This is a genomic window from Amycolatopsis sp. VS8301801F10 (assembly GCF_046195355.1).
In the GTDB taxonomy this organism is placed as follows: domain Bacteria; phylum Actinomycetota; class Actinomycetes; order Mycobacteriales; family Pseudonocardiaceae; genus Amycolatopsis.
The window spans coordinates 662918-688139 of sequence record NZ_CP176065.1 but is presented as its reverse complement, the minus strand read 5'-3'; the positions used below and the strand labels follow the sequence as shown (position 1 = coordinate 688139).

Below are 25222 nucleotides of genomic sequence, written 5' to 3'. Positions count from 1 at the left end.
TCTAGGGACCGGAGTAGGGGACTGGACTTGTCTCGTTACGCTAGTTCGCGTGTGTGGAATCGTGGGATACGTCGGACACCGCCCGGCTCTGGACGTCGTGCTCGGTGGGCTCCGCCGCATGGAATACCGGGGCTACGACTCGGCGGGCGTGGCGGTGCTGGACGGCGCCGGCGCGCTGACCGTCGAGCGCAAGGCCGGCCGGCTGGCCAACCTGGAGGCCCGGCTCGACGAGGTCGGCCGCGACGCGTTCGCGGGCACCGCGGGCATGGGCCACACCCGCTGGGCCACGCACGGGGCCCCGATCGACCGCAACTCGCATCCGCACCGGGACACCACCGGTCGCGTCGCGGTGGTGCACAACGGGATCATCGAGAACTTCGCCGCGTTGCGCGCCGAACTCGAGGCCGACGGCATCGAGATGGCCAGCGACACCGACACCGAAACTGCCGCCCACCTGGTCGCCCGCGCCTACACCGAGGGCGACACCAAGGGCGACCTCGCGGCCAGCGTCGGCGCGGTATGCCGCCGGCTCGAGGGCGCGTTCACGCTCGTCGTGACGCACGCCGACGAGCCGGACACGATCGTCGCCGCGCGCCGGTCGTCGCCGCTGGTGGTCGGGGTCGGCGAGGGCGAGCACTTCGTCGCCTCCGACGTCGCGGCGTTCATCGAGCACACCCGCGAGGCCGTCGAGCTGGGCCAGGACCAACTGGTCGTCATCACCCGCGACGGTTACCAGGTCACCGACTTCCACGGCGACGCCGCGCAGGCCAAGCCGTTCACCGTCGACTGGGACCTGTCGGCCGCCGAGAAGGGCGGCCACGAATACTTCATGCTCAAGGAGATCGAGGAGCAGCCGGAGGCGCTGGCGAACACGCTGCGCGGGCACTTCGAGGCCGGCCGGATCATCCTCGACGAGCAGCGCATTTCCGACCAGGACCTGCGCGACGTCGACAAGGTCTTCGTCGTCGCCTGCGGTTCGGCGTATCACTCCGGTCTCGTCGCCAAGTACGCCATCGAGCACTGGTGCCGGCTGCCGGTCGAGGTGGAGCTGGCCTCGGAGTTCCGCTACCGCGACCCGGTGCTCGACCGCGACACGCTCGTCGTCGCCGTCTCGCAGTCCGGCGAGACCGCGGACACCCTCGAAGCCGTGCGGCACGCGCGTGAGCAGAAGGCCCGCGTGCTGGCGGTCTGCAACACCAACGGCGCGCAGATCCCGCGCGAGTCCGACGCGGTGCTGTACACGCACGCCGGGCCGGAGATCGGCGTTGCGTCGACCAAGGCGTTCCTCGCGCAGATCGCCGCGAACTACCTCGTCGGCCTCGCGCTGGCGCAGGCGCGCGGCACGAAGTACCCGGACGAGGTCGCCCGCGAATTCGCCGAGCTGGAAGCCATGCCGGCCGCGGTGCAGAAGGTGCTGTCCACTGTGGACCAGACGCGTGAGATCGCGCGGCGGATCTCCGACTCGCGCGCGGTGCTGTTCCTCGGCCGGCACGTCGGGTTCCCGGTGGCGCTGGAAGGCGCGCTGAAGCTGAAGGAACTCGCGTACATGCACGCGGAGGGCTTCGCGGCGGGCGAGCTGAAGCACGGTCCGATCGCGCTGATCGAAGAGGGCCTTCCGGTCGTCGTCGTGATGCCGTCGCCGAAGGGCCGCGCGGTGCTGCACTCGAAGCTGGTGTCGAACATCAGCGAGATCCAGGCGCGGGGCGCGCGCACGATCGTGATCGCCGAGGAGGGCGACGAGACCGTGCGCCCGTTCGCCGACGAGCTGATCGAGGTGCCCGCGGTGCCGACGCTGTTGCAGCCGCTGGTTTCCACCGTGCCGCTGCAGGTCCTGGCCGCGGAGATCGCGAGTTCGCGCGGGTACGACATCGACAAGCCGCGTAACCTGGCGAAGTCCGTCACCGTCGAGTAAGACCGGGAGCCGCCGCCGTGCAAGGAATCTGGACGACAGAACGGATTCGCGCGGCGGAGGACCTGCTGCTCGCCCGCACCCCGGACGGCGAGCTGATGCGCCGGGCCTCCTTCGGCCTCGCCGCCGAGGTGGCTGGGCTGCTGGCCGAGGACACCGGCGGCGTGTCCGGCCGTCGGGTCGTGCTGCTGGTCGGCTCGGGCAACAACGGCGGCGATGCGTTGTGGGCTGGCGCTTTCCTGCGTCGGCGCGGGGTCGCGGTGGCCGCGGTATTGCTGAAGCCGGAGAAAGCGCACCCGGCCGGATTGGCCGCGCTGCGGCGCTCCGGTGGTCGCGTGGTGTCCATTGCGGACAGTCCACAGTGGATTAAACGGGCGGATGTCGTCGTGGACGGCATCGTTGGTATCTCAGCTCGCGGCCCGCTGCGTCCGGAAGCGGCTGAACTGGTCGCGCAGATCGAAGCGCCGGTGGTGGCGGTTGATTTGCCGAGCGGCGTCGACCCGGACACCGGCGTGGTCGACGGCCCGCACGTCACCGCCGCGCGCACGGTCACCTTCGGTGGACTGAAACCCGTACATGTGCTGGCTCCGCAGGAATGCGGCGAGGTCGTGCTGGTCGACATCGGCCTGCGGCCTTGGCTGGGCGAGCCGGATCTGCGGCGGCTGGACCTGTCCGACGTCGCCGAGGTGTGGCCGATTCCCGGTCCGGAGGACGACAAATACACCCAGGGCGTCGTCGGCATCGCGGCCGGATCGGCGACGTATCCGGGAGCTGCGGTGCTCGCGTCCGGTTCCGCGGTCCGCGCGACGGCGGGCATGGTCCGCTACGCCGGACACGCCGCGGACGTCGTGCGCTCGCGCTGGCCGGAGATCGTCGCGACCGGCTCGGTCACCGATGCGGGCCGGGTGCAGGCGTGGGTGGTCGGCCCCGGCATCGGCACCGGCGGGGAAGGCCGGGAAATCCTGCGGCACATCCTCGGCCAGGGCGTCCCGGTGTGCGCGGACGCCGACGCCACCACGATCATCGCGAACACCCCCGAAGTCCTCGACGCTCGCGATCCGGACACGCCGCTTGTGCTCACCCCGCACGCGGGCGAGTACGAACGCCTGATGGGCCGCCGTCCGGGCGCGGACCGAGTCGCAGCGGCACGCGAAGCGGCGAAGAAGTACGACGCTGTCGTGCTGCTGAAAGGCCACTGCACTGTTGTCGCGGCCCCGGACGGCCGCGTCGCGGTGAACACCCCGCATGGTTCGTGGCTGGCCACTGCTGGTTCCGGTGACGTCCTGACCGGCCTGGTCGGCTCGCTGCTCGCCGCCGGGCTGGACCCGTGGCTGGCCGCCTCGGCCGCCGCGCAGGTGCATTCGCTGGCGGGTGCGCTCGCCGCGGAGGACGTGCCGACGTCGGCGTCCGGTCTGGTCGACGCGATCCCGGCCGCGCTGCGGTTGGTCCGCGCGACCGCATAGTTATCGAGTTACGTGTTAACTCGGCTCGCGATATCTGGTAAGAACGAGATGTGAGTCGAGACACGCCAGGACGGCCGAAGACGCGCCCGTCCGACGCCGCGGTGGAGCAGCGGCGTCAGGAGATCCTCGACTACGTCATCGACCAGGGCGAAGTCCGGATCGACGACCTCACCGCCCGGTTCGGCGTCAGCCTCATGACGATGCACCGCGACCTGGACGACCTCGCCGACAAGCGGCTGCTGCGGAAGCTGCGCGGCAAGGTCGAGGCGTACCCGGCGCTCACCATGGAGACCGCGAGCCGGTTCACGCTGCACTCGGCGGAGAAGGAAGCCCTCGCCGACCTCGCGATCCAGCAGGTCGAGCCGGGCCAGGCGGTGTTCGTTGACGACTCCACCACGTTGTTCCCGCTGGTCGAACGGCTGGCCAAGGTCGAGCGCCTCACCGTCATCACCAACTCGCTGCAGGCCGCGCGCCTGCTGGGCGCCGGCGTCGACGTGCTCCTCGCCGGCGGCCGCTACGACCCCGAGTACGACTCCTGCTCCGGCCCCGACGTGCTCGCGCTGCTCGAGCGGATTCGCGTGGACATCGCGTTCGTCTCGGTGAGCGCGGTCGCGGTGGGCAGGCTGTTCCACCCGGTCCGCGACTACGCCGAGCTGAAGAAAGCCGTGCTGCGCGCCGCGAACCGCAACGTGCTGGTGCTCGACCATTCGAAGTTCGGCCGCACCGCGACGTACGCGCACGGCACCGTCGGCGATTACGACCTCCTGATCACCAGCGAAGCCACTCCGACCGAGGAGATCGAGGCGGCGCTGAACGCGGGAACGGCGGTCGAGGCCGCGGAGTACGTCGAGGAGGGGCAGCTTTATGACAGCTGAGCTGGTGGCCGGGGTCGATTCGTCGACCCAGTCGACCAAGGTCGTGGTCTGCGACGCGCGCACGGGCGAGGTCGTGCGGACCGGCCGGGCGCCGCACCCGGACGGGACCGAGGTCGACCCCGCAGCGTGGGCGCAAGCGTTTGCGGACGCCACTCGCGACGTTCTCGACGGGGTCAAGGCCATCGGCGTCGGCGGTCAGCAGCACGGCATGGTCACCCTCGACGAGGCCGGCGAGGTGGTCCGGCCCGCGTTGCTGTGGAACGACACCCGCTCCGCGCAGGCGGCCAAGGACCTCACCGACGAGCTGGGCGGGCCCGGCGTGTGGGCGAAGTCGGTCGGGCTGGTGCCGGTCGCCAGCTTCACCGTCACCAAGCTCCGCTGGCTCGCCGAGCACGAACCGGAAAACGCCGACCGCGTCGCCCGCGTTCTGCTGCCGCACGACTGGCTCACCTGGCGGCTGCTCGGCCGTCCGGAAACCGCGGTGACCGACCGCGGCGACGCCTCCGGCACCGGCTATTTCTCCCCAACCGACAACACTTATCGCCAGGACGTCCTCGCGCACGCGTTCGGCGGCCGCACCCCGGAACTGCCGACCGTGCTCGGCCCGTCCGACGTCGCCGGACACACCAGCGACGGCATGCTCGTCTCCGCGGGCACCGGCGACAACATGGCCGCCGCCCTCGCGCTCGAACTCGCCCCGGGCGACGCGGTGATCTCGATCGGCACCAGCGGCACGGTCTTCGGCGTCACCGAGACCGGCGCGGCCGACGCGAGCGGCCTCGTCGCCGGATTCGCCGACGCCACCGGCCGGTTCCTCCCGCTGACCGCTGCCCTCAACGCCGCGCGTGTGCTCACCGCGGGCGCGGCGATGCTCGGAGTCGACCTGGCCGAATTCGACCGGCTCGCACTGGCCGCCGAACCCGGCGCGGGCGGCCTCACGCTGCTGCCGTACCTCGACGGCGAGCGCACCCCGAACCTGCCCGGCGCGACCGGTTCGCTGCACGGGCTGACCAGGGCGAACATGACACCGGAGAACGTCGCGCGGGCGACCGTCGAGGGCATGGTCTGCGGGTTGGCCGCCGGGCTCGACGCGGTGCGCGCGCAGGGCATGGAGGTGAAGCGCGTGCTGCTCATCGGCGGCGGCGCGCAGTCCGCCGCGGTGCGCGCGATCGCGCCGATCGTGCTCGGCCTGCCCGTCGTGATTCCCGAGGTCGGCGAGTACGTCGCGCTGGGGGCCGCCCGGCAGGCCGCCTGGGCGCTCGCGGGCACCGCCGAACCGCCCGCGTGGACCGGAACCAAGAACCAGCTCGTGTTGGACGGGCCGACCGGGGCGCTGCGCGCCGCGGGCATCGAGATCCAGCAACGCCACCTCGAGGCGCGCGAGGCCGCGCACGGGGTTTCCGCGAAATTGGGAGAGGACTGACCGATGGCCAGCATCACCTACGACAAGGCGACCCGGCGCTATTCCGGGACCGAGCGTCCCGCTGTCGACGCGCTGGACCTGGAAATCGCCGACGGCGAGTTCCTCGTGCTGGTCGGCCCGTCGGGTTCGGGCAAGTCCACCGCGCTGCGGATGCTCGCCGGGCTGGAGGACATCGACGAGGGCGCGGTCTGGATCGGCGACCGCGACGTCACCCAGCTGCCGCCGCGTTCGCGCGACATCGCGATGGTGTTCCAGAACTACGCGCTGTATCCGCACATGACGGTCGCGCAGAACATGGGCTTCGCGCTGAAGATCGCCGGGCGGCCGGCGTCGGAGATCAAGCAGAAGGTGCTTGACGCGGCGAAGCTGCTGGACATCGAGCAGTACCTGGACCGCAAGCCGAAGGCGCTGTCCGGTGGTCAGCGGCAGCGGGTCGCGATGGGCCGCGCGATCGTGCGCGAGCCGCAGGTCTTCCTGATGGACGAGCCGCTGTCGAACCTGGACGCGAAGCTGCGCGTCTCGACCCGTACGCAGATCGCCGCGCTGCAGCGCCGGCTCGGCGTCACCACCGTTTACGTGACCCACGACCAGGTCGAGGCCATGACGATGGGTGACCGGGTCGCGGTGCTGTCGGACGGTCTGCTGCAGCAGTGCGACACCCCGCGCGCGCTGTACGACCGGCCCGCAAACGTTTTCGTCGCGGGCTTCATCGGCTCCCCGGCGATGAACCTGGTCGCCGCGAAGCTGACCGCGGACGGTGCCGAGGTCGGCGGCGTGCAGGTGCCGCTCAAGCCCGAGGTCCGGTCCGCGGCCGACGGCGACACGGTCACCATCGGTTTCCGCCCGGAGTCGCTGGAGGTCACCACCGACACCGCCGGCGCGCTGCCGATCAAGGTCGAGCTGGTCGAAGAGCTGGGCTCGGACGCTTACGTCTACGGCAAGCTCGGCGCGGGCGTCGCGGAAAGCGCCGAGGGATCGTCACGCAACGTGGTCGCCCGCGTCGACCCGCGTACGCCGCCGGCCATGGGCGACACCCTGCACCTGCGGATCCGTCCGGACGAGCTGCACGTGTTCTCCGGCACGTCCGGCCAGCGTCTCTCCTGAGCCGATAGCGTGGGAAACTGGCAGTCGTTATGACTGCCAGTTCTCCGCACGCCGAGACGGTGATCGATCTCGGCGCACTGCGGCACAACGTTTCTTTGCTGGCCGCCCGGGCCCCCGGTGCGGCCGTGATGTGCGTGGTCAAGGGCGACGGGTACGGCCACGGCGCGGTCCCCGTCGGCCGCGCCGCGGTCGAGGCTGGCGCGAGCTGGCTCGGCACCTGCTCGCTGCAGGAAGCCCTTGACCTGCGGGCCGCGGGCTTGTCGGTGCGGCTGTTCAGCTGGCTGGACGTGCCGGAGCTGGATTTCACCCCCGGCATCGAGGCGGACGTCGACCTCGGCGTCAGCTCTCTCAGCGAGCTGGCCCGGGTCGACGCCGCGGCGGAACGCGCCGGAAAGCGCGCCCGCGTGCACCTGAAAATCGACACCGGGCTGTCCCGCAACGGCTGCCCGCCAGCCGACTGGCCAGCGCTGGCCGAGGCGGCGGCCAACGCGCGCGGCGTCGAGGTCGTGGCCATCTGGTCGCACCTGGCCTGCGCCGACGAACTGGGGCACGCGTCGATCGACGCGCAGGCGAAGCTGTTCGCCGAGGCCTACGACGCGGCTCGCGCGGCCGGTCTCGACCCGATCCGGCACCTGGCCAATTCCGCGGCCACGCTCACCCGGCCCGACCTGCACTTCGACCTGGTCCGCCCGGGCATCGCGATGTACGGCCTCAACCCGGTGCCCACCGACGACGACCTGCGGCCGGTGATGACGTTCCGGTCGACCGTGGTGCTCACCAAGCCGCTGGCGGCCGGTGACTCGGTCTCCTACGGGCACACCTGGACCGCGCCGGAGGACACCACGCTCGCGCTCGTGCCCGTCGGATACGCCGACGGGGTGCCGCGCACGCTGTCCGGGCGGATGGACGTCTGGCTGGGCGGGAAACGGCGGCCGGTCGTCGGGCGGATCTGCATGGACCAGCTCGTGGTCAACGTCGGCAACGAGGACGTGCCCCGGATCGGGGACGAGGTCGTGCTGTTCGGGGCCGGTCGCTCCGGCGAGCCGACCGCACGCGAATGGGCGGACAAACTCGGCACCATCGACTACGAGATCGTCACCTCGATGTACCGGCCGCGCGTACGCCGCCGGTATGTGGGGGAGCGGGCGTGACTCCGTCGACGCGGCTGTGGGCGATCGTCGGCGGAGTCGGAGCGGTAGTGACGGGTGCGGCAGCGGCAGTTGTCGCGTCGCAGCAACGCAAACCGACCGAGGACCCGTTCGCCGACGAACCGCTGGGCGAGCTGAAGCCGGACCGTACGTCCACTGTCGCAGCTGAAGACGGTACGCCGCTGTCGGTCGAAGAGATCGATCCTGAAGACGGCGAGAAGCCGGAGCTGACTCTCGTCGGCGTACACGGCTTCGCACTTTCGCGGCTCTCATGGCACTTCCAGCGTCGCGACTTCGCTTCGCTGCGGCTGCCCCGCGTACGGCAGGTCTACTTCGACCATCGCGGACACGGCCTGTCCGGAGAAGCGTCCACGGAGACGTCGACGATCGAACAGCTCGCGCACGACCTCGACAGCGTGCTGCGCGCGATAGTGCCCGAAGGACCGATTGTCCTCATGGGACATTCCATGGGCGGCATGGTGATCATGGAGCTGGCCGCGCAACGGCCAGACCTCTTCGAGGACCGCGTCTGCGGCGTCGCCTTCATCGCGACCGCGGCCGGCGAGGTCGGCGCACGCGGGTTGCCGAGGCCGTTGCTGTCCAAGTACAACCCGCTCACGCGCGGCGTCGGCGAGCTGGCTGGGTGGCAACCCGGGTTGGTGGAGTTCGTGCGCGCGGCCGGCGGTCAGCTGACCCGGCAGGCAGTGCGCCGGCTCGCGTTCGGCAGCCGCGACGTCTCGCCGCGTTTGGTCGACTTCATGCTGGAAATGCTCGCTGTCACGCCGGTGCGCGGGCTGATCAACTTCGTGGACACCCTCGGCAGCCACAATCGCTACGCTGTGCTGGCCGGGCTGAAACACGCGCAGGTGCTGGTCATCGGCGGCGACTCGGACCGGTTCACGCCGTTCGCGCACGCCGAGCGGATCGCCGCCGAGCTGCCGGACGCCGAGCTGGTGCGGGTGCGCGGAGCCGGGCACATGGTGCAGCTCGAACAGCCCGAGCTGGTGAACAGCCATCTCATCGACCTGCTGCAGCGCTGTGCCGGCAGCGCCGCGCCGAACCGGCGAAACTGGTGGTGGACAAGGTGATTCTGGAAACCCCCGAGGACACGATGGCCTTCGGGCGAACGCTGGGCGCGGCCCTGCGCGCGGGCGATCTGGTGCTGCTGGACGGTCCGCTCGGGGCCGGGAAGACAACGCTGACCCGTGGCATCGCGGACGGGCTCGGCGTCGGCGGGCGGGTCAGTTCGCCGACCTTCGTGCTGGCGCGAGTGCACGCCGCCGGTGCGGCCGGAGTGCCGCTGATCCACGTGGACGCGTACCGGCTCGGCGGCGATCTGTCCCAGTTGGACGACCTCGATCTGGACACCGACCTGGAATCGTCGGCGGTGGTTGTCGAGTGGGGCGAGGGCAGCGCGGAGCGGCTGTCGGAGGACCACCTGGTGGTCCGGCTGACCCGGCACGACGACGACACCCGGACGGTCGTGCTGGAACCGCACGGCTCCTGGACCACCCGGGTCGCCGAGCTGCGAGCGGCCTAGCGCTTCCCGTCCGGCATCCGCTACGACCCGGTTTTCGACGGTTCCTTCGTCAGCGCGTGGTTGAGCGCGGTCAGGAAGGCCAGCAGCCGAGGGCCGAAGCGTCGCAGGTCATCGTCCTGTTCGACGCCGCCGTACCAGGAGAGGCCGGCCTGGCCGTCCGCGTCCGGGTCCACCTCGGCGAACGCGCCGAGCCAGCGTTCGGTGTCGCCGAGCACCACCGCGTACGGCAGAGAACGGGAGAACACCATCTCGCGGTCCTCCGGGCGTTCGATGTCTTCCGCGCGCACCCGGTGCAGGTAGCGCAACAGCCCGCGGATCTGGCCGGCGACTGCGCGGCCGCGGGCGGTGCGGGACGGCAGCAGCGCGCGAGCCGCGGCGAGACCCAGGCCGGCGAGCGCCACCGCGACGCCCAGCAGCGCGTGCCCGACGGTGAACGAAAGCACCGCCGTCGCGACCAAGCCGAGCCCGAACAGCAGGATGCCGGGCAGCGCCAGCACCCCGCGCGAGGTGTCCGGACGACGCGAGAACCATTGGCTGGCAACGACGTCCCGGTACATGGAGTCCTGGATCGGTGTCGCGTCGAGATCGTTCAGCCGGGACAGCAGGACGGTGTCGGTTCCTTCCGGCAGCAGCGTTTCATAGACCACCCGCTCGAAATCGCGCAGGTGCTCGTCCGGCGGGTTCCGCCGGGAGATCTGCCAGTCCGGACCGGGAAGCTCGGCCAGCCACAGGTAATTCCGCACCGCCAGATCGACGACGGTGGCCGCGATGTCCACCGGGTCCACCGACTCGTCCATCACGGTGCCGATCTGCCCGGGAAGCACCCCGTCCGGAGAAGCGAACCAAGTTCGGCCGTTTTCCCGCAAAAGAACTTCAATTGTGGTATCGCCGGTGCTGGTCGCGAGTTCGTCTTGCTTTCGGCGCCGCCATACGAATAGCGTGGCGGCAATCAGCAAAACGGCAACCACGGCGAAGCCGATGACGGACGGCAAGGTGAGCGAGAATGCCGCCGCCAATGCGCTGGCCGGCACGAAATCGGCATTCGCCGGCGCGGTGCCCGGCGGCAGCCCGACCGACAGTTCCATCCGCGCGCCCGGCGGCAAATCGTTCTGCTGCAGCCGCAGCACGCCGGTGTGGTCGACCTCGGACAGCGTGCACGGCTGGTTCGCGCCGACCGAACAGGTCACCGGCGCCATCTGCCGGGCCGGGGCGAGGAAGGACGCCTTGATTTCCTTCACCGGCTGGTCGAAGCCGCCCGCGACGAGCGCGCGCACCTGCTGGCCGCCGCCCTGGTCGGCGAGGGCGCCGGCGAGCGTGTAGGCGACGGTGGATTCGCCCGCGCCGAAGGTGAGCGTCAACTGGTCGTCGGCCTGCGCGACGGCGGCGCCGCCGGTGGCCTTCGCGTCCCGCATCGTGTAGCGCAGGTCCTGCCCGTCGTCGGCGGGCAGCCGCAGCGGCAAGGTGGACACCAGCCGCTGTCCGCCTGGGACAGTCACCTTCTCGGTGACCTGGAAGCCGCCGTCGCGCAACAGTTTAAGTGCGATTTCCGCAGTCGCTTCGGGGGCCGCTTGCGCATTCTCGGAATGCCGCCCGATTCCGGAGAAGGCCGCCGCCGGACTCAGGCCGGAGAGCACCGCCAATGCCGCGATCGCCGCCGCGGAAACCCATTTCCTCGCCACGGCAGCAGAGCCTAGAGCACACCGGCTAGGCTGGGTGCCCCGGCGGTGAAAAAAGCCGGATTACGCGAATCACGCAATCGCAGGGGGAACGATGACCTGGCCACCGCAAGGCGGTCCTTATCCGGTTCCGCCGGGAGCCGCCCCGCTCCCGCCGCCGCGGCCGCTGCCGCCGGGGATGCCGCCGGGCGCCGGGATGCCAGGCGGCGCGATGGCGGGGCCGGGGATGCCGCCGGGACAGCAGTTTCCGGGCGGGCCGCCGGCTCAGCAGTTCCCTCCCGGACCGCAGTTTCCCGCTGCCGGACCGGCAGTTCCGCTGCCGCCGCCTGCCGCGCCGTTGCCGCCGCCGCAGGTCGCTCCGGCACCGGGACCATTCGCCGCGTCCCCTGGGGTGCCCGCGCCGGCATTCGACGCGGGCACCCGGCTCGACGGCTACCGTGCAGGGCGCCCGCCGAAGAAAAAGCACGCCGGGGTGATCGTGCTGGTGTCGGTGCTCGGTGCGATCGTGCTGGTCCTCGGGGGACTGGCAGCGCTCGGTGCGGCCGTGCACAAAGACAAGCGCGTCGACGCGGCGAGCACCACGCCGCCGACGTATTCCTCAATCTCCAGCGAAACGCCGTCCACCCGGTACCCCACCGAAAGCAGCACTTCGGCCACGACCACCTCGGCAAGCAGGGCAACCCGCGCAACCACCAGCCACTCGGAACCGGCGTCCGAGGCCCCGCCGGCGCCCCGCGGCCCGCGACCAGTGAAGGAGACCGCGCGGAACCCGCTGTTCGCCAGCGCCGACGCCGGATTGCGAAACGTGGCGTGCACGCTCAGCCGCTGGAGTTCGGACCGGGCAGGCGCGGAACGGTTCTTCCAGTCCGGCATCCGCTGCCTGAACACGGTGTGGGCGCCGGTGCTCGGCGACGCCGGCCTTCCGTTCGACGGCCCGAACCTGGTGGTCGCGCAGTCCGGCCAGATGCAAAGCCCGTGCAGTTCGTCCGGTGACAATTTCGCCGCCTACTACTGCCCGACGAACGGGACCATCTACATGCCGATGGACAAGCTCCAGATCGAGGAATACGGCGCGCATCCCGGCGTCTACCTCGCGGTGCTGGCCCACGAATACGGTCACCACGTGCAGAACCTGTCCGGCGTCGAGGAGGCGATGAGCGAGCAGCGGTATGACGCGGGGGCCGACTCCGCCGCCGGGCTGGAGCTGTCCCGCCGTCTGGAACTGCAGGCGCAGTGCTTCTCCGGCATGTTCCTCGGTGCGTCGTCCAGCGCGGGCGGGTCGATCGACCGCAACATCTACAACGAGGCCTGGAACTCCGAGGACCGCGGGGACCACGGCGGCGGTCCTCGCGACCACGGCACCGACGAGCACTCCGCCGCCTGGTGGCGCCAGGGGGCGACGAAGAACCGCACCCAGCAGTGCAACACCTGGACGGCGAACTCCTCCGACGTGGCCTGACCCGCCGCGACGAGCTGCAAGCGGCCTGAACGCCAACAAGGGCCCCTCGAACGCGAGGGGCCCTTCTCAGCTCGGCAAGCGGTTACTGGCTGGCCCTGGCCGCCGCGTCCTCCGAAGCGGACAGTGCCGGAGCAGACCCGAGCAGCGGCCTCTTCGCGGTTTCCTTCAGCTTCAGCAGCGTGAGTACGCCGACCACGCCCGCGATCATCAGGTAGTACCCCGGCCACTTGAGGTCCCCGGTCGCCAGCACCAGCGCGCTCATCACCAGCGACACCGTCCCGGCGAACGCGGACACGAAGATGTTGAACGAGATCGACAACCCGCCGTAGCGGACCTCGGTCGGGAACAGCGCGGGGAGCGTGGACGGGCAGGTCGAGGAGAAGCAGATCAGCAGCAGTCCCATCAGGACCAGGCCGAGCAGCACCGAGAGCAGCGACCCGCTCTTGAGCAGCAGCACCATCGGAAGGCCGAGCACGATCAGCCCGCCGGCGCCGACCCACAGGATCGGCTTGCGGCCGACCTTGTCGCTGAGCCTGCCGAGCAGCGGGATGAGCAGCACGCCCAGCCACAGCACGCCGATCTGCAGCCATTCCGCCGCGGTCGCCGAAATGGCCTGCCCGCCGTTCGCGGACATCGTGCGGTCGTCCTTGAGGTAAGTCGGCATATAGCTGGTGAGCATGTAGTTGGTGACGTTCCAGGTCACCACGAGCCCGCCGGCCAGCAGCATCGTCGGCCAGTACTTGCTGAAGATCGTGCGGACGACGTGCTGGGACTCGGCGTCCTCGCGCTTGCCGGATTCGTCGAGCAGCTGCTGGAAGGCCGGCGTCTCCTCGAGCTTCGTCCGGAGGTAGACCCCGACGATGCCGAGCGGAAGCGCCACCATGAACGGGATCCGCCAGCCCCAGGTGTCCATGAAGGCCGGCGTGGAAACCAGCGGGAGCACCGACGAGACGGTCGCGCCCAGCGCGTAGCCGATGAAGGTGCCGAACTCCAGGAAGCTGCCGAAGTAGCCGCGACGGCGGTCCGGGCTGTACTCGGCGATGAACGTCATCGCGCCGGCGTACTCGCCGCCGGTGGAGAAGCCCTGCAGGACCCGCGCGCAGACCAGCAGGATCGGCGCGGCCAGCCCGATCGAGGAGTACGACGGGATCAGTCCGATCAGGAACGTGCCGGTCGCCATCAGGATGACGGTCACCGCGAGCACCTTGGTCCGGCCGATCTTGTCGCCGAGCGGGCCGAAGAACAGGCCGCCGAGCGGGCGGACCAGGAACGCCACCGCGAAGGTCGCGAACGTCGCGAGCTGGGCCAGCGCGGGATTGCCGGGCGGGAAGAACTGCGCCTCGATGGTGGTGGAGAGGTAGCCGTAGACCCCGAAATCGAACCACTCGGTGATGTTGCCGACCGCGGCCGCGCCGACCGCCCGGCGCATTGTCGCGTCGTCCGTGACGGTGGCGCCGCCCGACGGCCCCCTCCCGTCTGCTGCCTCTGTCACATCGCTCCCTTCGCGTTTTCAGGACTCACTGCGCAGAGCCCCCGCCATCACCTACCGCGAGCGGTCCAAAGCCTAACGTGATGCGTCTCACTCCCGCTCGGGGGTAGCGGAGGTAACGCCGACCGGGGAGCATGCGTTGTAGCAGGTAGATACCTGTAAAACCCCATCAACTCGCTCGCGTCGGCCAGCGGATCACCCGGATTCGCCGACGGCAGTGACGCGCGCAACCCGTGAGGAGGAGCCGCAATGACGGCAGTATTCGTGGCCATCGCAAGCTGTGCAACCGCGGGAGTCGCTGTAGCGGCCACCCTCGCGTCCTACGCGCAGCGCAAGTGGCGGGTCCGCGCCGTCGAGGCGTGACCTGTCTTAAGGCTTGACGATTCCGACGGCCAGGCCGAGGCCGACCAGGTCCTGCGGACGCAACCGCAGCTGGTCGGCCACGGCCGGCACGTCGGTCATCGGGCGTTTGAGGATCGCCGCCGCGGCTTCCGGGGAAGTGACCGAGAAGTAGGCGTCCGGGGCGATCCATGTCGCGCCCGCAGCGGCGAAAGCCAGCGCGCCACCCGAACCGCCTTCGCCGATCACCAGCGTCGTGACCGGCACCGCGGCGGTGGCGATCGCCTCGAACAGTTCCGCGATCGCTGGTCCTGCCCCGTTTTCTTCCGCTTCCGCGTCGTTCGCCGCGCCGGGAGTGTCCACCAGGGTCAGCACCGGAATCCCTAGCCGGGACGCCAGCCGCACGAGCCGGGCTGCGGTACGGAATCCGGCTGGACGCGTCGCGGTGCCGCATTGTGCGGCGTACGCGATCGCGCGGCCTTCTCGCCAGCCGAAGCCACATTGGACGCCTTCGTCCACATGACCGGCACGGTCGCCTTGTACGTTCTCTCGCCAGTCGAAGTACGCGTCGAGGTACTCGGGTGCGCGCGCTCGCGAAGAAGCGCGCGCTGCGCGTACGGCGTCCCAGCCGGTCTCGGGCAACGCGGCGTCGCGACGGGCGTTAGGCGGGGGAGCGGGCTCTGTCGACGGCGAAGCCAACAGCTGTAGCCAGCGCGCGAGTACGGGACCCAGTTCTTCGGTCTCAACGAGACGGTCGACCTGACCCCACTCCAGCTTCGCTTCGACGGTGTACGCCTCGGCCGGAGACGTCGCTGGCCGTACGCGAGAGCCCGCGAAACCGACCTGTGCGTCGGGGAGTCCTAACACGACATCAGAACCGGCACCGAGCGTCGCCCAGCCGCCGCCGGTGGATGGATCGCGCAGGACGGAAATCTGCGGGACGCCCGCCGCGCGTGCTTCCGCGGCGGCGCGCGCGATGCGTTGGAGCTGGGAAAGCGCGCGCATGCCGTGCTGCATCCGGCTGCCGCCGGTCGCGACCAGTGAAACCACCGGCAGTCCACGCTCCTTCGCGTGGGCGAAGGCGGCCTCGACGCGGTCGCCGGTCTGCTGGCCGATCGAACCGCCGAGGAAGCCGAACTCCCAGGCGATCAGCACCGTCGGCACGGCACCGATCCGGGCTTCCCCGACGACGACCGATTCGGTCTCGCCGGTGCGCGCGGCGGCTGCGGCCCGAGCCTGGAGATATCCCGGCCAGCCGAGCGGATCGTCCGCTGGAGTGTCCGGAAGGGACAGGTCGGTGAACCCGGTGGAGATGCCGGCCAGCAGCTCGCGCGCGGTGGTCCTCATCCCAGCGCTCGTTTCATGACCTTGCCCATGTCGTTGCGCGGCAACGCATCCAGGTACCGCACGACGCGGGGCCGCTTGTGCGGGGCGAGCAGTTTCGCCACGTGGTCGGCGAGTTCCTCGACCGTCGGGCGCGCGCCGTCCGGCACGACCCACGCGACGATCCGCTCGCCGAGGTCGTCGTCCGGTTCGCCGGTCACCGCCGCCTCGGCGACGTTCGGGTGTTCCAGCAACGCGTTCTCGATCTCGCCCGCGCCGATCTTGTAGCCGCCGCTCTTGATCAGGTCGGTGGCCTTGCGGCCGACGATGCGGACGTATCCGTCGGGGTCGCGGGTGGCCATGTCGCCGGTGCGGAACCAGCCGCCGTCGAGCGCGGCGGCGGTCGCGTCCGGGCGGTTGAGGTACTCGGTGAACAGATTCGGCCCGCGGACCTGGATCTCGCCGACCGCGTCCGGCTCTTCTACCGGAGTCCCGGTCTCGTCGACCAGCCGCAGATCGACCCCGGCCAGCGGAACGCCGACCGAACCCGGCTTGCGCTCGCCGTCGGCGCGGACGCTGGTGTTCATCAGGGTTTCGGTCATGCCGTAGCGCTCGACGACCTGCTGCCCGGTCGCGGCGGTGATCCGCTGGTGGTCGTGCACCGGCAGCGCGGCCGAGCCGGACACCAGCAGCCGCGCGGACTTGAGCGCGTCGGCGAGGGCTTCGTCGGTCGCGACCGCTTCGGCGATGCGGTGGTACATCGTCGGGACGCCGAACAGCATCGTCGCGCCGTTCGCGAGTTCTTCGGTGACGCCTTCGAGCGAGAACCGCCCCAGGTGCCGGACGGAGCCGCCGCGGCGCAGCGGTCCGAGGATGCCGAGGATCAGGCCGTGGACGTGGAACAGCGGCAGGCCGTGGACGAGCACGTCGTCGGCAGTCCACTGCCAGGCGTCCTCGAGCGCGTCGAGCGTGCTCGCGATCGCGCGGCGGGGGAGCACGACGCCCTTGGGCGGGCCGGTCGTGCCGGAGGTGTAGACGATGAACGCGGGCGCTTCGGCGTCGGGCTCGCCGGACGGCGGCTTCCCGTCGCCCTCCAGCGGAATGTCGCGCCGCGGCAGGTCCAGCGCGGCAGGCAGTTCGACGCCGGGTTCGGCGAGCACCAGCGCGGGCTCGCTGTCGGCGAGGATGTGGCCGAGTTCGCGTTCGCCGATCTTGGGGTTGAGCGGCACCACCGGAACTCCGGCGAGCAGCGCGGCGACCACCGCGACGCTCGTGTGCAAGGTCGGGGTCGCCCAGACCGCGATCCGGCGGTCCGCGGGCAGTTCGGCGGCCAGCGCCCCGGCGACCGCGCCGAGTTCGGCGTAGGTGAGCTTTCGGTCGCCGAAGCGCAGCGCTTCCTTGCCGGATCCGGCGGCGACTGCGGGAAACAGCGGATCGGGCACTTTCGCGGACCTCCTGCGTCACCGGCACCTGGAACCGCACCGTACCGCCTGGCGGCGGTCGCCACCTGCGATGCGATTCACAGATCCTGATTGTCAGGGGTACCCAGGTTCAGGCGAGATTATCGAGCAGCGCGCGCACCCGCTCGACCATCGTTTCGTACCGGGCCGGGGCGACGTTCACGTACCGCTCGCCGCCGTCGGTTTCGGAGAACGAGAACAGGTAGCGCCCGTGCTCGGTGTCGTAATACGTGCAGATGTCGCGCCCGCTGATCCGCCGCCCGCCGAGCCCGTCGCGTACGCCCGCGGTGATCTGCCCGCCGCCGGCGCGGGGCAACGCGGCGATGTCGAGCAGATGCCGGACGTCCTGTCGCGCCGGACCGCCGTCGATGGCCAAGTTCAACGCCGATTCCGGCACCGACACGGCCTGCCCTCGCGCAGGCTGGACTCGCGGCAGCTCCCGGATCAGGTCCTCCGCCAGCGCCTCCGCCCGGGCGGGCCGCAACACCACCGTGCTGGTCGACGGCATGTGACAGGCCAGCACCGCGTCCTTGCCCAAGGCCGCGACGACCAGCCGATACCGCCGCTCCCGCCCGCTCTCGACGGTCGCCGACAGCTCACTGGCTCCCCGGCACAGCACGGTCATCGTCCGGGCGAACGTCTCGTCCAGCCCACCGCGTCCCCAGACCCCTTGGTCCGCCATGGCGCTCACCGCGGCTTCGCGGTACGCGCGCATCTCCTCGGGATCGCGCCACAGCGGGTCGGGCGCGAGCGCCGCCGGGAGCGAAACCCCAGCCAGTTCCGCCGCGAGGGGCAAGCAGTCGGCCGGGAGCACCACCTCGCGGGTGAGCACGAGCATCGTCAGAGCCCGATCACCGGCGGAACCGCCTTGGGAAGGTCCCCGATGAGCGCCGCGTCCGGGTCTTGCTCGACCAGGTAGTCGGCGGTTTCGTGGACGAGGTCTTCTTCCCCTTCGCCCTTCTGCCCGTGGCCCATCGCGCCCATGCCTCCCGGTGCGCCCGCGCGCCCGTTGGCTCCCGCTGCCGCGCCACCTCGTGCGAGGCTCTCGGCGTTGGGCCCGACGCCGGTTCCCGCTCCTCGGCCGACGTTGTTGCCCGCGTTCCCGCCGCCGTTGCCGTTGCCGTTGCCGAGGCTGCCTCCGTTGCCGCCGCCGGTTCCCGGGAGCCCAGGGGAGTAGAAGCTGTTGCCGCCGCTGGGGTTTCCGGTGCTGTTGTTGAACGACCAGGAGCTGGGGTTGCTGGTGTTGGTGGGGTTGCCAGTGCTGGTCAAATCCGGCGGAACGTAACCGGACGTCCGAGTGTCGTCCGGCAGATTCGCAGGCGGCACGTGCCGCCCCGACTCCGGCGGATTGCCGGGAGGCGGAGTGTAGCGCCCCGGATCCCACCGATGGGTCTCCGAGGGAGGCAACGTCCCCGGCGGACCGGTGCGATCGTTGGTGTGGTCTTGGTGGGTGGTGCTGCCGGTGTTGTCGCCGGTGCTGCTGGTGTTGCCGGTATTGCCGCTGACGTAGCCGCCCTCGGAGTAGGTGCCGCCGGGCCCGCCCGGGGTGTAGTGCGTGGGCAGGTGAGCGGTCCCGGTGCCGCCGGGCTGGGTGATGGTGAAGTCACCGCCTGCGGAGGGGAGAGCGAGCTGGCCGTATTGCGACGGGTCTGCCCAGCGGGCGGAGTTTTCCGTGGACTCCCCGTGATACGCCTGGTAACTGTTGACGACCTCTTGCGCCTTCTTCTCCCACGCCTCGATTTCGTCGGCCCGGTTGGACATGAACGACAAGGGAGTGTCGCTGACCCAGTCGTCCGCCGGCTTGTCTCCGAGATCGCCGACGGACTCGATTTTGCTGCGCAGCCCGTCGAAGGAACCGCCCTGGCCGGAGTAGAGCGCCTGGGCCTGTGCGAGGTGCTGGCCACTGGTCTGGGACGCCTGGACCAGCGGTCCGGCCCCGACGTAGGCCCGGCCGGCGGCGTCGCCCTTCCAGTACTCGTCCATCGCGCTCTGAAGCTGCCGCATCTCGTTGGCGATGTCCTCGTGCTGCGCGGAGAGCGCCGCGGACTGGTCGGAACCGTGGAACATGCCGCCGGAACCCTTGCCCGATTTGACCAGGCGAACGATTTCCTGCGGGGTGAGGTTGGCCATCAAGCACCTGCCTTGATAGTGGTGACGGCAGCGGCGGCGGTTTTCGTCGCCAGCGCGCACGGGTCGTCGTAGCCGGGGAAAGATTTGTCGAGCATCACGGAGGCGGTGAAGGTTTCGTCGTCTTTGATCCCGACCGCGATCTGGCAGCCGCCGCGCTTGCGGTCGTCGGTGGTGCCCGCGAAGACGGCGGGATAGCCGTTGACGTCTGGAGCGACCTCGAAGTAGCCGGATTTGCTGTCGCTGTTGGCGTAGGCGCCGGCCAGGCCGCCCTGTCCGGGGAGCAACCCGAGGCCGACGCTGTTGTCCCGGTCGTCGTACCAGGTGCACAGGGGCGCGACGAGACCCTGCCCTTGCCGGTGGCGGACGGCGTTGATGACTTCGGTCGCCTGGGCTTGGCTGAGCAGGGAGCAGGGGTTCTGCTCGTATTTGGTGGCGTCGAGCGGGTTGTTCACCTTGGGCACGCTGCGCGTCGCGCTCGTCGGCGAAGCCGACTCTGGCGTCGCTGCGACCGAGGTCCCCGGAGTCGAGGAACAGGCAGTCAAGGAGAGCAGAAGGAGACTCCCGGCTGCGGCGAAGGCGACCGGTTTTGCTGACTCAGGCCCGGTGGCCACGGAGTTGTCGGGGTCGCGAACGCGGATGACCTCCAGCACGATGCGGTTTGCCATCAGGCCCCCGCCTTGATCGTGGTGAGAGCAGCCGCAGCTGTTTTCACCGCAAGCGAGCACGGGTCGTTGTAGAGCGGTGAGGTCGTCCGGAGCGCGACCGAGCTCGTGAAGGCCTCGTCGTCTTTGATTCCGACGGCGATTTGGCAGCCGCCGCGTTTCCGGTCGTCGGTGGTGCCCGCGAAGACGGCCGGGTAGCCGTTGACGTCGGGGGCGGGTTCGAAGTATCCGGATTCGCTGTCGCTGTTGGTGTAGGCGCCGGCGAGGCCGCCCTGCCCGGGGAGCAGTCCGAGGCCCACCCGATTGTTGTCGGCGTCGTACCAGCTGCAGATAGGAGCGACGACGCCTTGGCCTTGGCGGTTGCGGACGGCCTTGATGACCTCGGTTGCCTGGGCTTGACTGAGGAGAGCGCAGGGGTTCTGCTCGTATTTGGTGGCGTCGAGCGGGTTGTTCACCTTGGGCACGCTGCGCGTGGTGCTCGTCGGTGCCGGCGACGACGCGGCTGTCGCCGGAACCGGATTGCCTGGGTTCGAGGAGCAGGCGGTGACGGCGAGCAGGACGAGGCCGCCGGTCGCGGCGAGGGCGAAAGGCTTCACCGGTTCATCCTTGCTTGCGCAGGCTGGCGGTATTGGCGTGGTCCTGGTTCTCGTACTTGGCGATGGCGTCTTTCAGCTTGTCCGCGTAACCCTGCGCGTAGGCCCGCTGTTGCTGAAGGCTGGCCACATATGCGTCAGCATGACCGTCGGCGGCCTTCTTCTGCATCGTGCTGGCCGGATCATCGGCAGGTGGGGGCACGATTTTCAACTGCCCGCCCGCTTGCGCCATGTTGTCGAGCTTGTCCGCGATTTCCTGCCACTTGGGCTGCAAGGCCTTCATCGCGTCGATGTCCATGTTGAACCCGCCACCAGCCGCGGCGGCGTTCACCTTGGCGTCTTCGGCCGCGCGCTGCTGGTAGACCCGCACGCCGTTGGAGTTCATCGCTTCGCCGAACTGCTTGTCCTGACGGTCGCGTTTGGCCTGCTCTTCGGGGTCGACGTACCCGGCGCGCCCGTCCACCGGCTGGCTGCTGCTGGACGGCTGCCCATTGCCCACGATGACGCTCCCCCTCGCTCCCGGCCGACTGCCGATGCTGTGACTCAGCTTAATCGGTCGAGGTTCCGCGTGCGGACAAAATCCCCCAAGCCGGGCAGGTCTCAGGAGCTTGCTCGGAGGGTGGCGACGACCGCGGCAGCTGCGTTGACGGCGACTGCGCAGGGGTCGCCGTAAGACGGGGACCGGGGGCGGAGGACGACTGAACTGGTGAATGCCTCCTCGGCTTGGACAGAGACGGCGATCTGGCAGCCCCCTTCCGATCGGTTGTCGACGACGTTCGTGAAGGCCGCTGGGTACCCGCCGATCGGCGGGGCGGTCTCGAAGTAGCCGGTGCTGCTCCCGTTTTGGTAGGCGGCGGCGAGGCCGCCAGGGACCGCGACGAAACCGATGGTCAGGGAGCTGTTCTTGCTGTCGTTCCAGACGCAGGCCGGGATGGTGGCTCCGGCGGTCGAGCGGTTGCGGACGGCGTTGAAGACCTCGGTGACCTGCGGGAGCAGAGCGCACGGGTCCTGTTCGAATTTCCGTATGTTCAGCGGCTGCGGCATCTCGGACGGCGGGGAAGATTCCACCACCGGCGGGGTGGGAGCAGCCGAGCAACCAGCCAAAACCAGCACTCCGCCGAGCAGTGCCCCCAAAGTCAGCTTAGTCACGGAAAGTATTCTTCCGGACCCCCGAAACCCACCCGCCCGCTCCCCAGTCCCCATCGGACCAGCGCTATCCTGGGAAATCGTGCTGGTATTGGCGATCGACACGGCTACTCCGGCGGTGACGGCGGGCATCGTTGCCGTCGACGAGGCTGGGCTCGTCACCCGGGCGGATCGCGTCACGGTGGATCTTCGGGCGCACGGCGAGTTGATCGCCCCGCACGCGTTGGCTGCTGCGGAGGCGGCGGGCGTCACGCTTCGCGAGCTTGACGCGATCGTGTGCGGCGTCGGGCCGGGTCCCTTCACTGGACTGCGGGCTGGCATGGCCACGGCGGCTGCGTACGCGCACGCGCTCGGCATTCCGGCGTACCCGGTGTGCAGTCTCGACGCGATCGCGGCGGACGTCGTACGCACGGAGAAGCCGTTTCTCGTCTTCACGGACGCGCGGCGTCGCGAGGTCTACTGGGCTGCGTACGACGCTTCGGGCGTGCGTACGGACGGTCCCCACGTACAGCGGCCCGCGGACATCGAGACTGACATTCGCGTTGCGGCGGGCGACGGTGCGTTGCAGTACGCGGCGGCGGTGGGCGTGGTGCCGATCGAGCCGCGGTTTCCGTCGCCGGCTGGGTTGGTGCGCGTTGCGCGTACGGCGCTTCTCGAGCGCGCGGAGCCGGAGCCGTTGACGCCGTTGTACTTGCGTCGTCCGGACGCTGTCGAGCCCACGGCTCGCAAGAGGGTGACCGCGCTGTGAAGCTCGACCAGTTGCGCCGCGCTGACGTCGTGAGGTGTGCGGAGATCGAGAAGATCCTCTTTCCCGGCGACGACCCGTGGAGTGCGCGCGCCTTCCATTCCGAGCTTGACCAGGGGCATTACTACCTGGCCGCGCGGTCGGACGACGGGAAGACGCTGCTGGGGTACGCGGGGCTCGCGGTGGTCGGGCGCCGCGGAGATTACGAAGCGAGCGTCCACACGATCGGCGTGGTGCCGGAGGCGCAAGGGCAGGGCATCGGCAAGGCGCTGCTTCGCGCGTTGCTGGCGCGCGCGGACGAGCTGCACGCGGCTGTGTTCCTCGAGGTGCGTACGGACAACGACCCCGCCGTGAAGCTGTACGAAGCGCACGGTTTCCAGAAACTCGGCATCCGGAAGCGTTACTACCAGCCCTCCGGCGCTGACGCGTTCACCATGGCCCGCCCCGCGCAGGCCCCGGCACGAGACGAGGTGGCCGGCTGATGGCGCGCGTCATCATGGGCATCGAAAGCTCCTGCGACGAGACCGGCGTCGGCCTCGTCCGGCTGCACGAAGACGGCACGGTCGAACTCCTCGCCGACGAGGTCGCGTCCAGTGTGGACCAGCACGCTCGCTTCGGCGGGGTCGTGCCCGAGGTCGCCAGCCGCGCGCATCTCGAAGCGATGGTGCCGACCGCCGAACGCGCATTCGCCACGGCCGGGCTGAAACTGTCCGATGTGGACGCGATCGCGGTGACGGCCGGGCCGGGTCTCGCGGGCGCGTTGCTGGTGGGCGTTTCGGCGGCGAAGGCGTATGCGACCGCGCTGGATGTGCCGCTGTACGGCGTGAATCACCTTGCCGGGCACATCGCGGTGGACACGTTGCAGCACGGCCCGTTGCCGACGCCGGTGTTGGCGTTGCTGGTTTCCGGCGGGCACACGCAACTGTTGCGAGTGGACGACATCGCGTCGGCCATCACCGAGCTTGGGTCCACTGTGGACGACGCGGCGGGCGAGGCGTACGACAAGGTCGCGCGCGTGCTGGAGCTTCCGTACCCGGGCGGGCCGCCGATCGACAAGGCGGCCAAGCAGGGCAACCCGAAAGCGATCGCGTTCCCGCGCGGGATGACTGGCCCGCGTGACGCGAAGTTCGACTTTTCCTTCTCTGGTTTGAAAACCGCGGTGGCGCGCTGGGTGGAGAACGCCGAGCGCGCGGGCGACGCGGTGCCGGTGAACGACGTCGCGGCGTCTTTTCAGGAAGCAGTCGCGGACGTGCTTACCGCGAAGGCGATCCGCGCCGCGCGCGAACAGAACATCGGAACGCTGGTGATTTCCGGCGGCGTGGCAGCGAATTCGCGGCTTTCGGAGCTGGCGGCGGAACGGTGCGCGGAGGCGGGGATCGAACTGCGCGTGCCGCGGCCCCGCTTGTGCACGGACAACGGCGCGATGATCGCGGCATTGGGGGCGCACGTGGTGGCGGCGGGCCGGCCCGTGGCGCCGCTGGACTTCTCGGCGAACCCGGGACTTCCGGTCAACGTTGTGTCCCTTTAGGACTCACCAGAGCGGCGGACGCCTCGGAAACCCCTAGCAGGGCCTCGATCGCCAAAACAGACTGAGCGGCCGCGGAACCGTTTCCGTACGGATTCGCGGCCGTCGCAGCGCTGATCTCCCCGCGAAGAAGGCGCGCGGCGGTGTAGGTGATCAGCTCCGTGTCAGTGCCGACCAGCCAAGCGCAACCGGCTTCGACGGCCTCCGGGCGTTCCGTAGTGTCGCGCAGCACCAGCACCGGCGTGCCGAACGTCGGCGCTTCCTCTTGAATACCACCGGAATCCGTCAGCACGAGCGACGCCAACCGCAGCGCACGCACGAGGTCGGGGTATTCCAACGGCTCGGTCACCGTCACTCGCGGGACCCCGCCCAGCACTTCCTCAACCTGTTGTCGCACAGCCGGATTCGGGTGCACCGGGAAGAGCACCTGCACGCGCGGATGAGCCTCGACGATCTGGCGCACGGCGGTCAGCGTGCGCGTCAACGGCTCACCCCACGACTCGCGGCGATGCGACGTCACCAGCACCAGCTGTTCGCCCGCTTCGGCGATTCCCATCTCCAGCAAGGCAAGCGCCGGATCGCGAGCGGGCAAGTCCCGCGCGGCCACCGCCAGCACGGCGTCCACGACTGTGTTGCCAGTACGCGTGATTCGCTCCGCCGGTACGCCTTCGGCCAGCAACGCCGCGCCAGCAGCCGCCGTCGGGACCAAGTGCAGCGCCGCGATCCGCGAGATCATCTGCCGCGTTCCCTCCTCAGGGAACGGCGCCGTCAGATCGTGCGTACGCAGTCCGGCTTCGAGGTGCACCACCGGAATGCCGAGCCAGAACGCGGCGAGCGCGCCGGCCAGCCCGGTGGTGGTGTCGCCCTGCACGACGACCGCGGACGGCTGGTACCGCCGTAGTGCGGCGTCGAGCGCGGGCAGCAGACCGGACACCAGTTCCGCCTGGGTGCCGGACACCCGCGGCGGCACGTCGAGCCACGCGTCGATCTCGACCTCGAACGGGGCCAGCGCCTGTTCGACCATGCCCTGGTGCTGACCGCTGTGCACCACGAGCGGCCGCAACCCGGGCCGGGCGTCCAGGGCCAGCGCGAGCGGCGCGAGCTTCACCGCTTCCGGCCGCGTGCCGGCCAGCAGCATCACGTCCAACGTTTTCACCCTTCGAGTGTCCCGGGAATCCGGGCTGCCGGCGGGTTCGCGCCGGCAGCCCGGATT

At 70.1% G+C, this 25222-nt stretch carries 23 protein-coding genes; 12 read left to right on the top strand and 11 right to left on the bottom strand.

Going from position 1 to position 25222, the window contains the following annotated elements; genetic code table 11:
- Nucleotides 1-49: 49 nt before the first annotated feature.
- The 8 genes from glmS to tsaE are packed head-to-tail and all read left to right on the top strand — an operon-like array spanning nucleotide 50 to nucleotide 9462.
- Nucleotides 50-1912, top strand: coding sequence for a glutamine--fructose-6-phosphate transaminase (isomerizing) (glmS, locus tag F9C11_RS03230; RefSeq protein ID WP_409183462.1), 1863 nt, complete (start codon nucleotides 50-52; stop codon nucleotides 1910-1912).
- A gap of 17 nt (nucleotides 1913-1929) precedes the next feature.
- Nucleotides 1930-3372, top strand: coding sequence for an NAD(P)H-hydrate dehydratase (locus tag F9C11_RS03225; protein WP_409183461.1), 1443 nt, complete (start codon nucleotides 1930-1932; stop codon nucleotides 3370-3372).
- Nucleotides 3373-3422: 50 nt separating this feature from the next.
- Entirely contained in the window at nucleotides 3423-4247 is an 825-nt protein-coding gene (locus tag F9C11_RS03220) for a DeoR/GlpR family DNA-binding transcription regulator (protein ID WP_409183460.1), read from the top strand.
- Complete coding sequence (xylB, locus tag F9C11_RS03215) at nucleotides 4237-5670, top strand: xylulokinase (protein ID WP_409183459.1); 1434 nt, start codon at nucleotides 4237-4239, stop codon at nucleotides 5668-5670. Before F9C11_RS03220 ends, xylB begins: the two co-directional genes overlap by 11 nt.
- A gap of 3 nt (nucleotides 5671-5673) precedes the next feature.
- Entirely contained in the window at nucleotides 5674-6774 is a 1101-nt protein-coding gene (locus F9C11_RS03210; protein ID WP_409183458.1) for an ABC transporter ATP-binding protein, read from the top strand.
- 29 nt (nucleotides 6775-6803) lie between these two features.
- Nucleotides 6804-7925, top strand: a complete 1122-nt coding sequence (gene alr / locus F9C11_RS03205) for an alanine racemase (protein WP_409183457.1) — start codon at nucleotides 6804-6806, stop codon at nucleotides 7923-7925.
- A complete protein-coding gene (locus F9C11_RS03200; RefSeq protein ID WP_409183456.1) occupies nucleotides 7922-9010 on the top strand; it encodes an alpha/beta fold hydrolase in 1089 nt (362 codons plus the stop codon). Before alr ends, F9C11_RS03200 begins: the two co-directional genes overlap by 4 nt.
- Nucleotides 9007-9462, top strand: coding sequence for a tRNA (adenosine(37)-N6)-threonylcarbamoyltransferase complex ATPase subunit type 1 TsaE (gene tsaE, locus F9C11_RS03195; RefSeq protein WP_409183455.1), 456 nt, complete (start codon nucleotides 9007-9009; stop codon nucleotides 9460-9462). Before F9C11_RS03200 ends, tsaE begins: the two co-directional genes overlap by 4 nt.
- 20 nt (nucleotides 9463-9482) lie before the next feature.
- Here the strand turns inward: tsaE and F9C11_RS03190 are convergent, their stop codons facing one another.
- Complete coding sequence (locus F9C11_RS03190) at nucleotides 9483-11141, bottom strand: DUF2207 family protein (protein WP_409183454.1); 1659 nt, start codon at nucleotides 11139-11141, stop codon at nucleotides 9483-9485.
- 91 nt (nucleotides 11142-11232) lie between these two features.
- Here F9C11_RS03190 and F9C11_RS03185 point away from each other — a divergent pair, with 91 nt between their 5' ends.
- On the top strand, nucleotides 11233-12597 hold the full coding sequence (locus F9C11_RS03185; protein ID WP_409183453.1) for a neutral zinc metallopeptidase: 1365 nt from the start codon (nucleotides 11233-11235) through the stop codon (nucleotides 12595-12597).
- A gap of 82 nt (nucleotides 12598-12679) precedes the next feature.
- Here F9C11_RS03185 and F9C11_RS03180 read toward each other — a convergent pair whose 3' ends face one another.
- The 9 genes from F9C11_RS03180 to F9C11_RS03140 all read right to left on the bottom strand — a co-directional run bounded on the left by F9C11_RS03180 (nucleotide 12680) and on the right by F9C11_RS03140 (nucleotide 21742).
- The gene (locus F9C11_RS03180; protein ID WP_409183452.1) at nucleotides 12680-14089 is read right to left on the bottom strand and encodes an MFS transporter; all 1410 of its coding nucleotides are present in this window, start codon (nucleotides 14087-14089) and stop codon (nucleotides 12680-12682) included.
- Between the two features lie 366 nt (nucleotides 14090-14455).
- Complete coding sequence (locus tag F9C11_RS03175) at nucleotides 14456-15772, bottom strand: carboxyl transferase domain-containing protein (protein WP_409183451.1); 1317 nt, start codon at nucleotides 15770-15772, stop codon at nucleotides 14456-14458.
- Nucleotides 15769-17190: an acyl-CoA synthetase gene (locus F9C11_RS03170; protein WP_409183450.1), complete on the bottom strand. Its 1422-nt coding sequence runs from the start codon at nucleotides 17188-17190 to the stop codon at nucleotides 15769-15771. Before F9C11_RS03170 ends, F9C11_RS03175 begins: the two co-directional genes overlap by 4 nt.
- 109 nt (nucleotides 17191-17299) lie before the next feature.
- Nucleotides 17300-18046, bottom strand: coding sequence for an ESX secretion-associated protein EspG (locus F9C11_RS03165; protein WP_409183449.1), 747 nt, complete (start codon nucleotides 18044-18046; stop codon nucleotides 17300-17302).
- Between the two features lie 2 nt (nucleotides 18047-18048).
- The gene (locus F9C11_RS03160; protein WP_409183448.1) at nucleotides 18049-19338 is read right to left on the bottom strand and encodes a hypothetical protein; all 1290 of its coding nucleotides are present in this window, start codon (nucleotides 19336-19338) and stop codon (nucleotides 18049-18051) included.
- Complete coding sequence (locus tag F9C11_RS03155; protein WP_409183447.1) at nucleotides 19338-20003, bottom strand: DUF3558 domain-containing protein; 666 nt, start codon at nucleotides 20001-20003, stop codon at nucleotides 19338-19340. The genes F9C11_RS03160 and F9C11_RS03155 overlap by 1 nt, the downstream gene beginning before the upstream one ends.
- Complete coding sequence (locus tag F9C11_RS03150) at nucleotides 20003-20596, bottom strand: DUF3558 domain-containing protein (protein WP_409183446.1); 594 nt, start codon at nucleotides 20594-20596, stop codon at nucleotides 20003-20005. The genes F9C11_RS03155 and F9C11_RS03150 overlap by 1 nt, the downstream gene beginning before the upstream one ends.
- 4 nt (nucleotides 20597-20600) lie before the next feature.
- Nucleotides 20601-21092, bottom strand: coding sequence for a PE domain-containing protein (locus tag F9C11_RS03145; protein ID WP_409183445.1), 492 nt, complete (start codon nucleotides 21090-21092; stop codon nucleotides 20601-20603).
- A 101-nt stretch (nucleotides 21093-21193) separates the two neighbouring features.
- On the bottom strand, nucleotides 21194-21742 hold the full coding sequence (locus F9C11_RS03140) for a DUF3558 domain-containing protein (protein ID WP_409183444.1): 549 nt from the start codon (nucleotides 21740-21742) through the stop codon (nucleotides 21194-21196).
- 79 nt (nucleotides 21743-21821) lie between these two features.
- Between F9C11_RS03140 and tsaB the strand changes: the two genes are divergently transcribed.
- The 3 genes from tsaB to tsaD are packed head-to-tail and all read left to right on the top strand — an operon-like array spanning nucleotide 21822 to nucleotide 24012.
- A complete protein-coding gene (gene tsaB / locus F9C11_RS03135) occupies nucleotides 21822-22487 on the top strand; it encodes a tRNA (adenosine(37)-N6)-threonylcarbamoyltransferase complex dimerization subunit type 1 TsaB (RefSeq protein ID WP_409183443.1) in 666 nt (221 codons plus the stop codon).
- On the top strand, nucleotides 22484-22966 hold the full coding sequence (gene rimI / locus F9C11_RS03130) for a ribosomal protein S18-alanine N-acetyltransferase (protein ID WP_409183442.1): 483 nt from the start codon (nucleotides 22484-22486) through the stop codon (nucleotides 22964-22966). The genes tsaB and rimI overlap by 4 nt, the downstream gene beginning before the upstream one ends.
- Nucleotides 22966-24012, top strand: a complete 1047-nt coding sequence (gene tsaD / locus F9C11_RS03125) for a tRNA (adenosine(37)-N6)-threonylcarbamoyltransferase complex transferase subunit TsaD (protein WP_409183441.1) — start codon at nucleotides 22966-22968, stop codon at nucleotides 24010-24012. Before rimI ends, tsaD begins: the two co-directional genes overlap by 1 nt.
- Here tsaD and wecB read toward each other — a convergent pair.
- Nucleotides 23993-25156, bottom strand: coding sequence for a non-hydrolyzing UDP-N-acetylglucosamine 2-epimerase (gene wecB, locus F9C11_RS03120; protein WP_409186801.1), 1164 nt, complete (start codon nucleotides 25154-25156; stop codon nucleotides 23993-23995). The two genes, tsaD and wecB, sit on opposite strands and share 20 nt — an antisense overlap.
- Between the last annotated feature and the right edge of the window lie 66 nt (nucleotides 25157-25222).

What these genes read in the sequence shown, in the direction of transcription:
- xylB (WP_409183459.1), top strand. Translation starts at nt 4,237, where the DNA reads ATGACAGCTGAGCTGGTGGCCGGGGTCGATTCGTCGACCCAGTCGACC.
- F9C11_RS03210 (WP_409183458.1), top strand. Translation starts at nt 5,674, where the DNA reads ATGGCCAGCATCACCTACGACAAGGCGACCCGGCGCTATTCCGGGACC.
- alr (WP_409183457.1), top strand. Translation starts at nt 6,804, where the DNA reads ATGACTGCCAGTTCTCCGCACGCCGAGACGGTGATCGATCTCGGCGCA.
- F9C11_RS03185 (WP_409183453.1), top strand. Translation starts at nt 11,233, where the DNA reads ATGACCTGGCCACCGCAAGGCGGTCCTTATCCGGTTCCGCCGGGAGCC.
- F9C11_RS03175 (WP_409183451.1), bottom strand. Translation starts at nt 15,772, where the DNA reads ATGAGGACCACCGCGCGCGAGCTGCTGGCCGGCATCTCCACCGGGTTC.
- F9C11_RS03165 (WP_409183449.1), bottom strand. Translation starts at nt 18,046, where the DNA reads ATGCTCGTGCTCACCCGCGAGGTGGTGCTCCCGGCCGACTGCTTGCCC.
- F9C11_RS03160 (WP_409183448.1), bottom strand. Translation starts at nt 19,338, where the DNA reads ATGGCCAACCTCACCCCGCAGGAAATCGTTCGCCTGGTCAAATCGGGC.
- F9C11_RS03155 (WP_409183447.1), bottom strand. Translation starts at nt 20,003, where the DNA reads ATGGCAAACCGCATCGTGCTGGAGGTCATCCGCGTTCGCGACCCCGAC.
- tsaD (WP_409183441.1), top strand. Translation starts at nt 22,966, where the DNA reads ATGGCGCGCGTCATCATGGGCATCGAAAGCTCCTGCGACGAGACCGGC.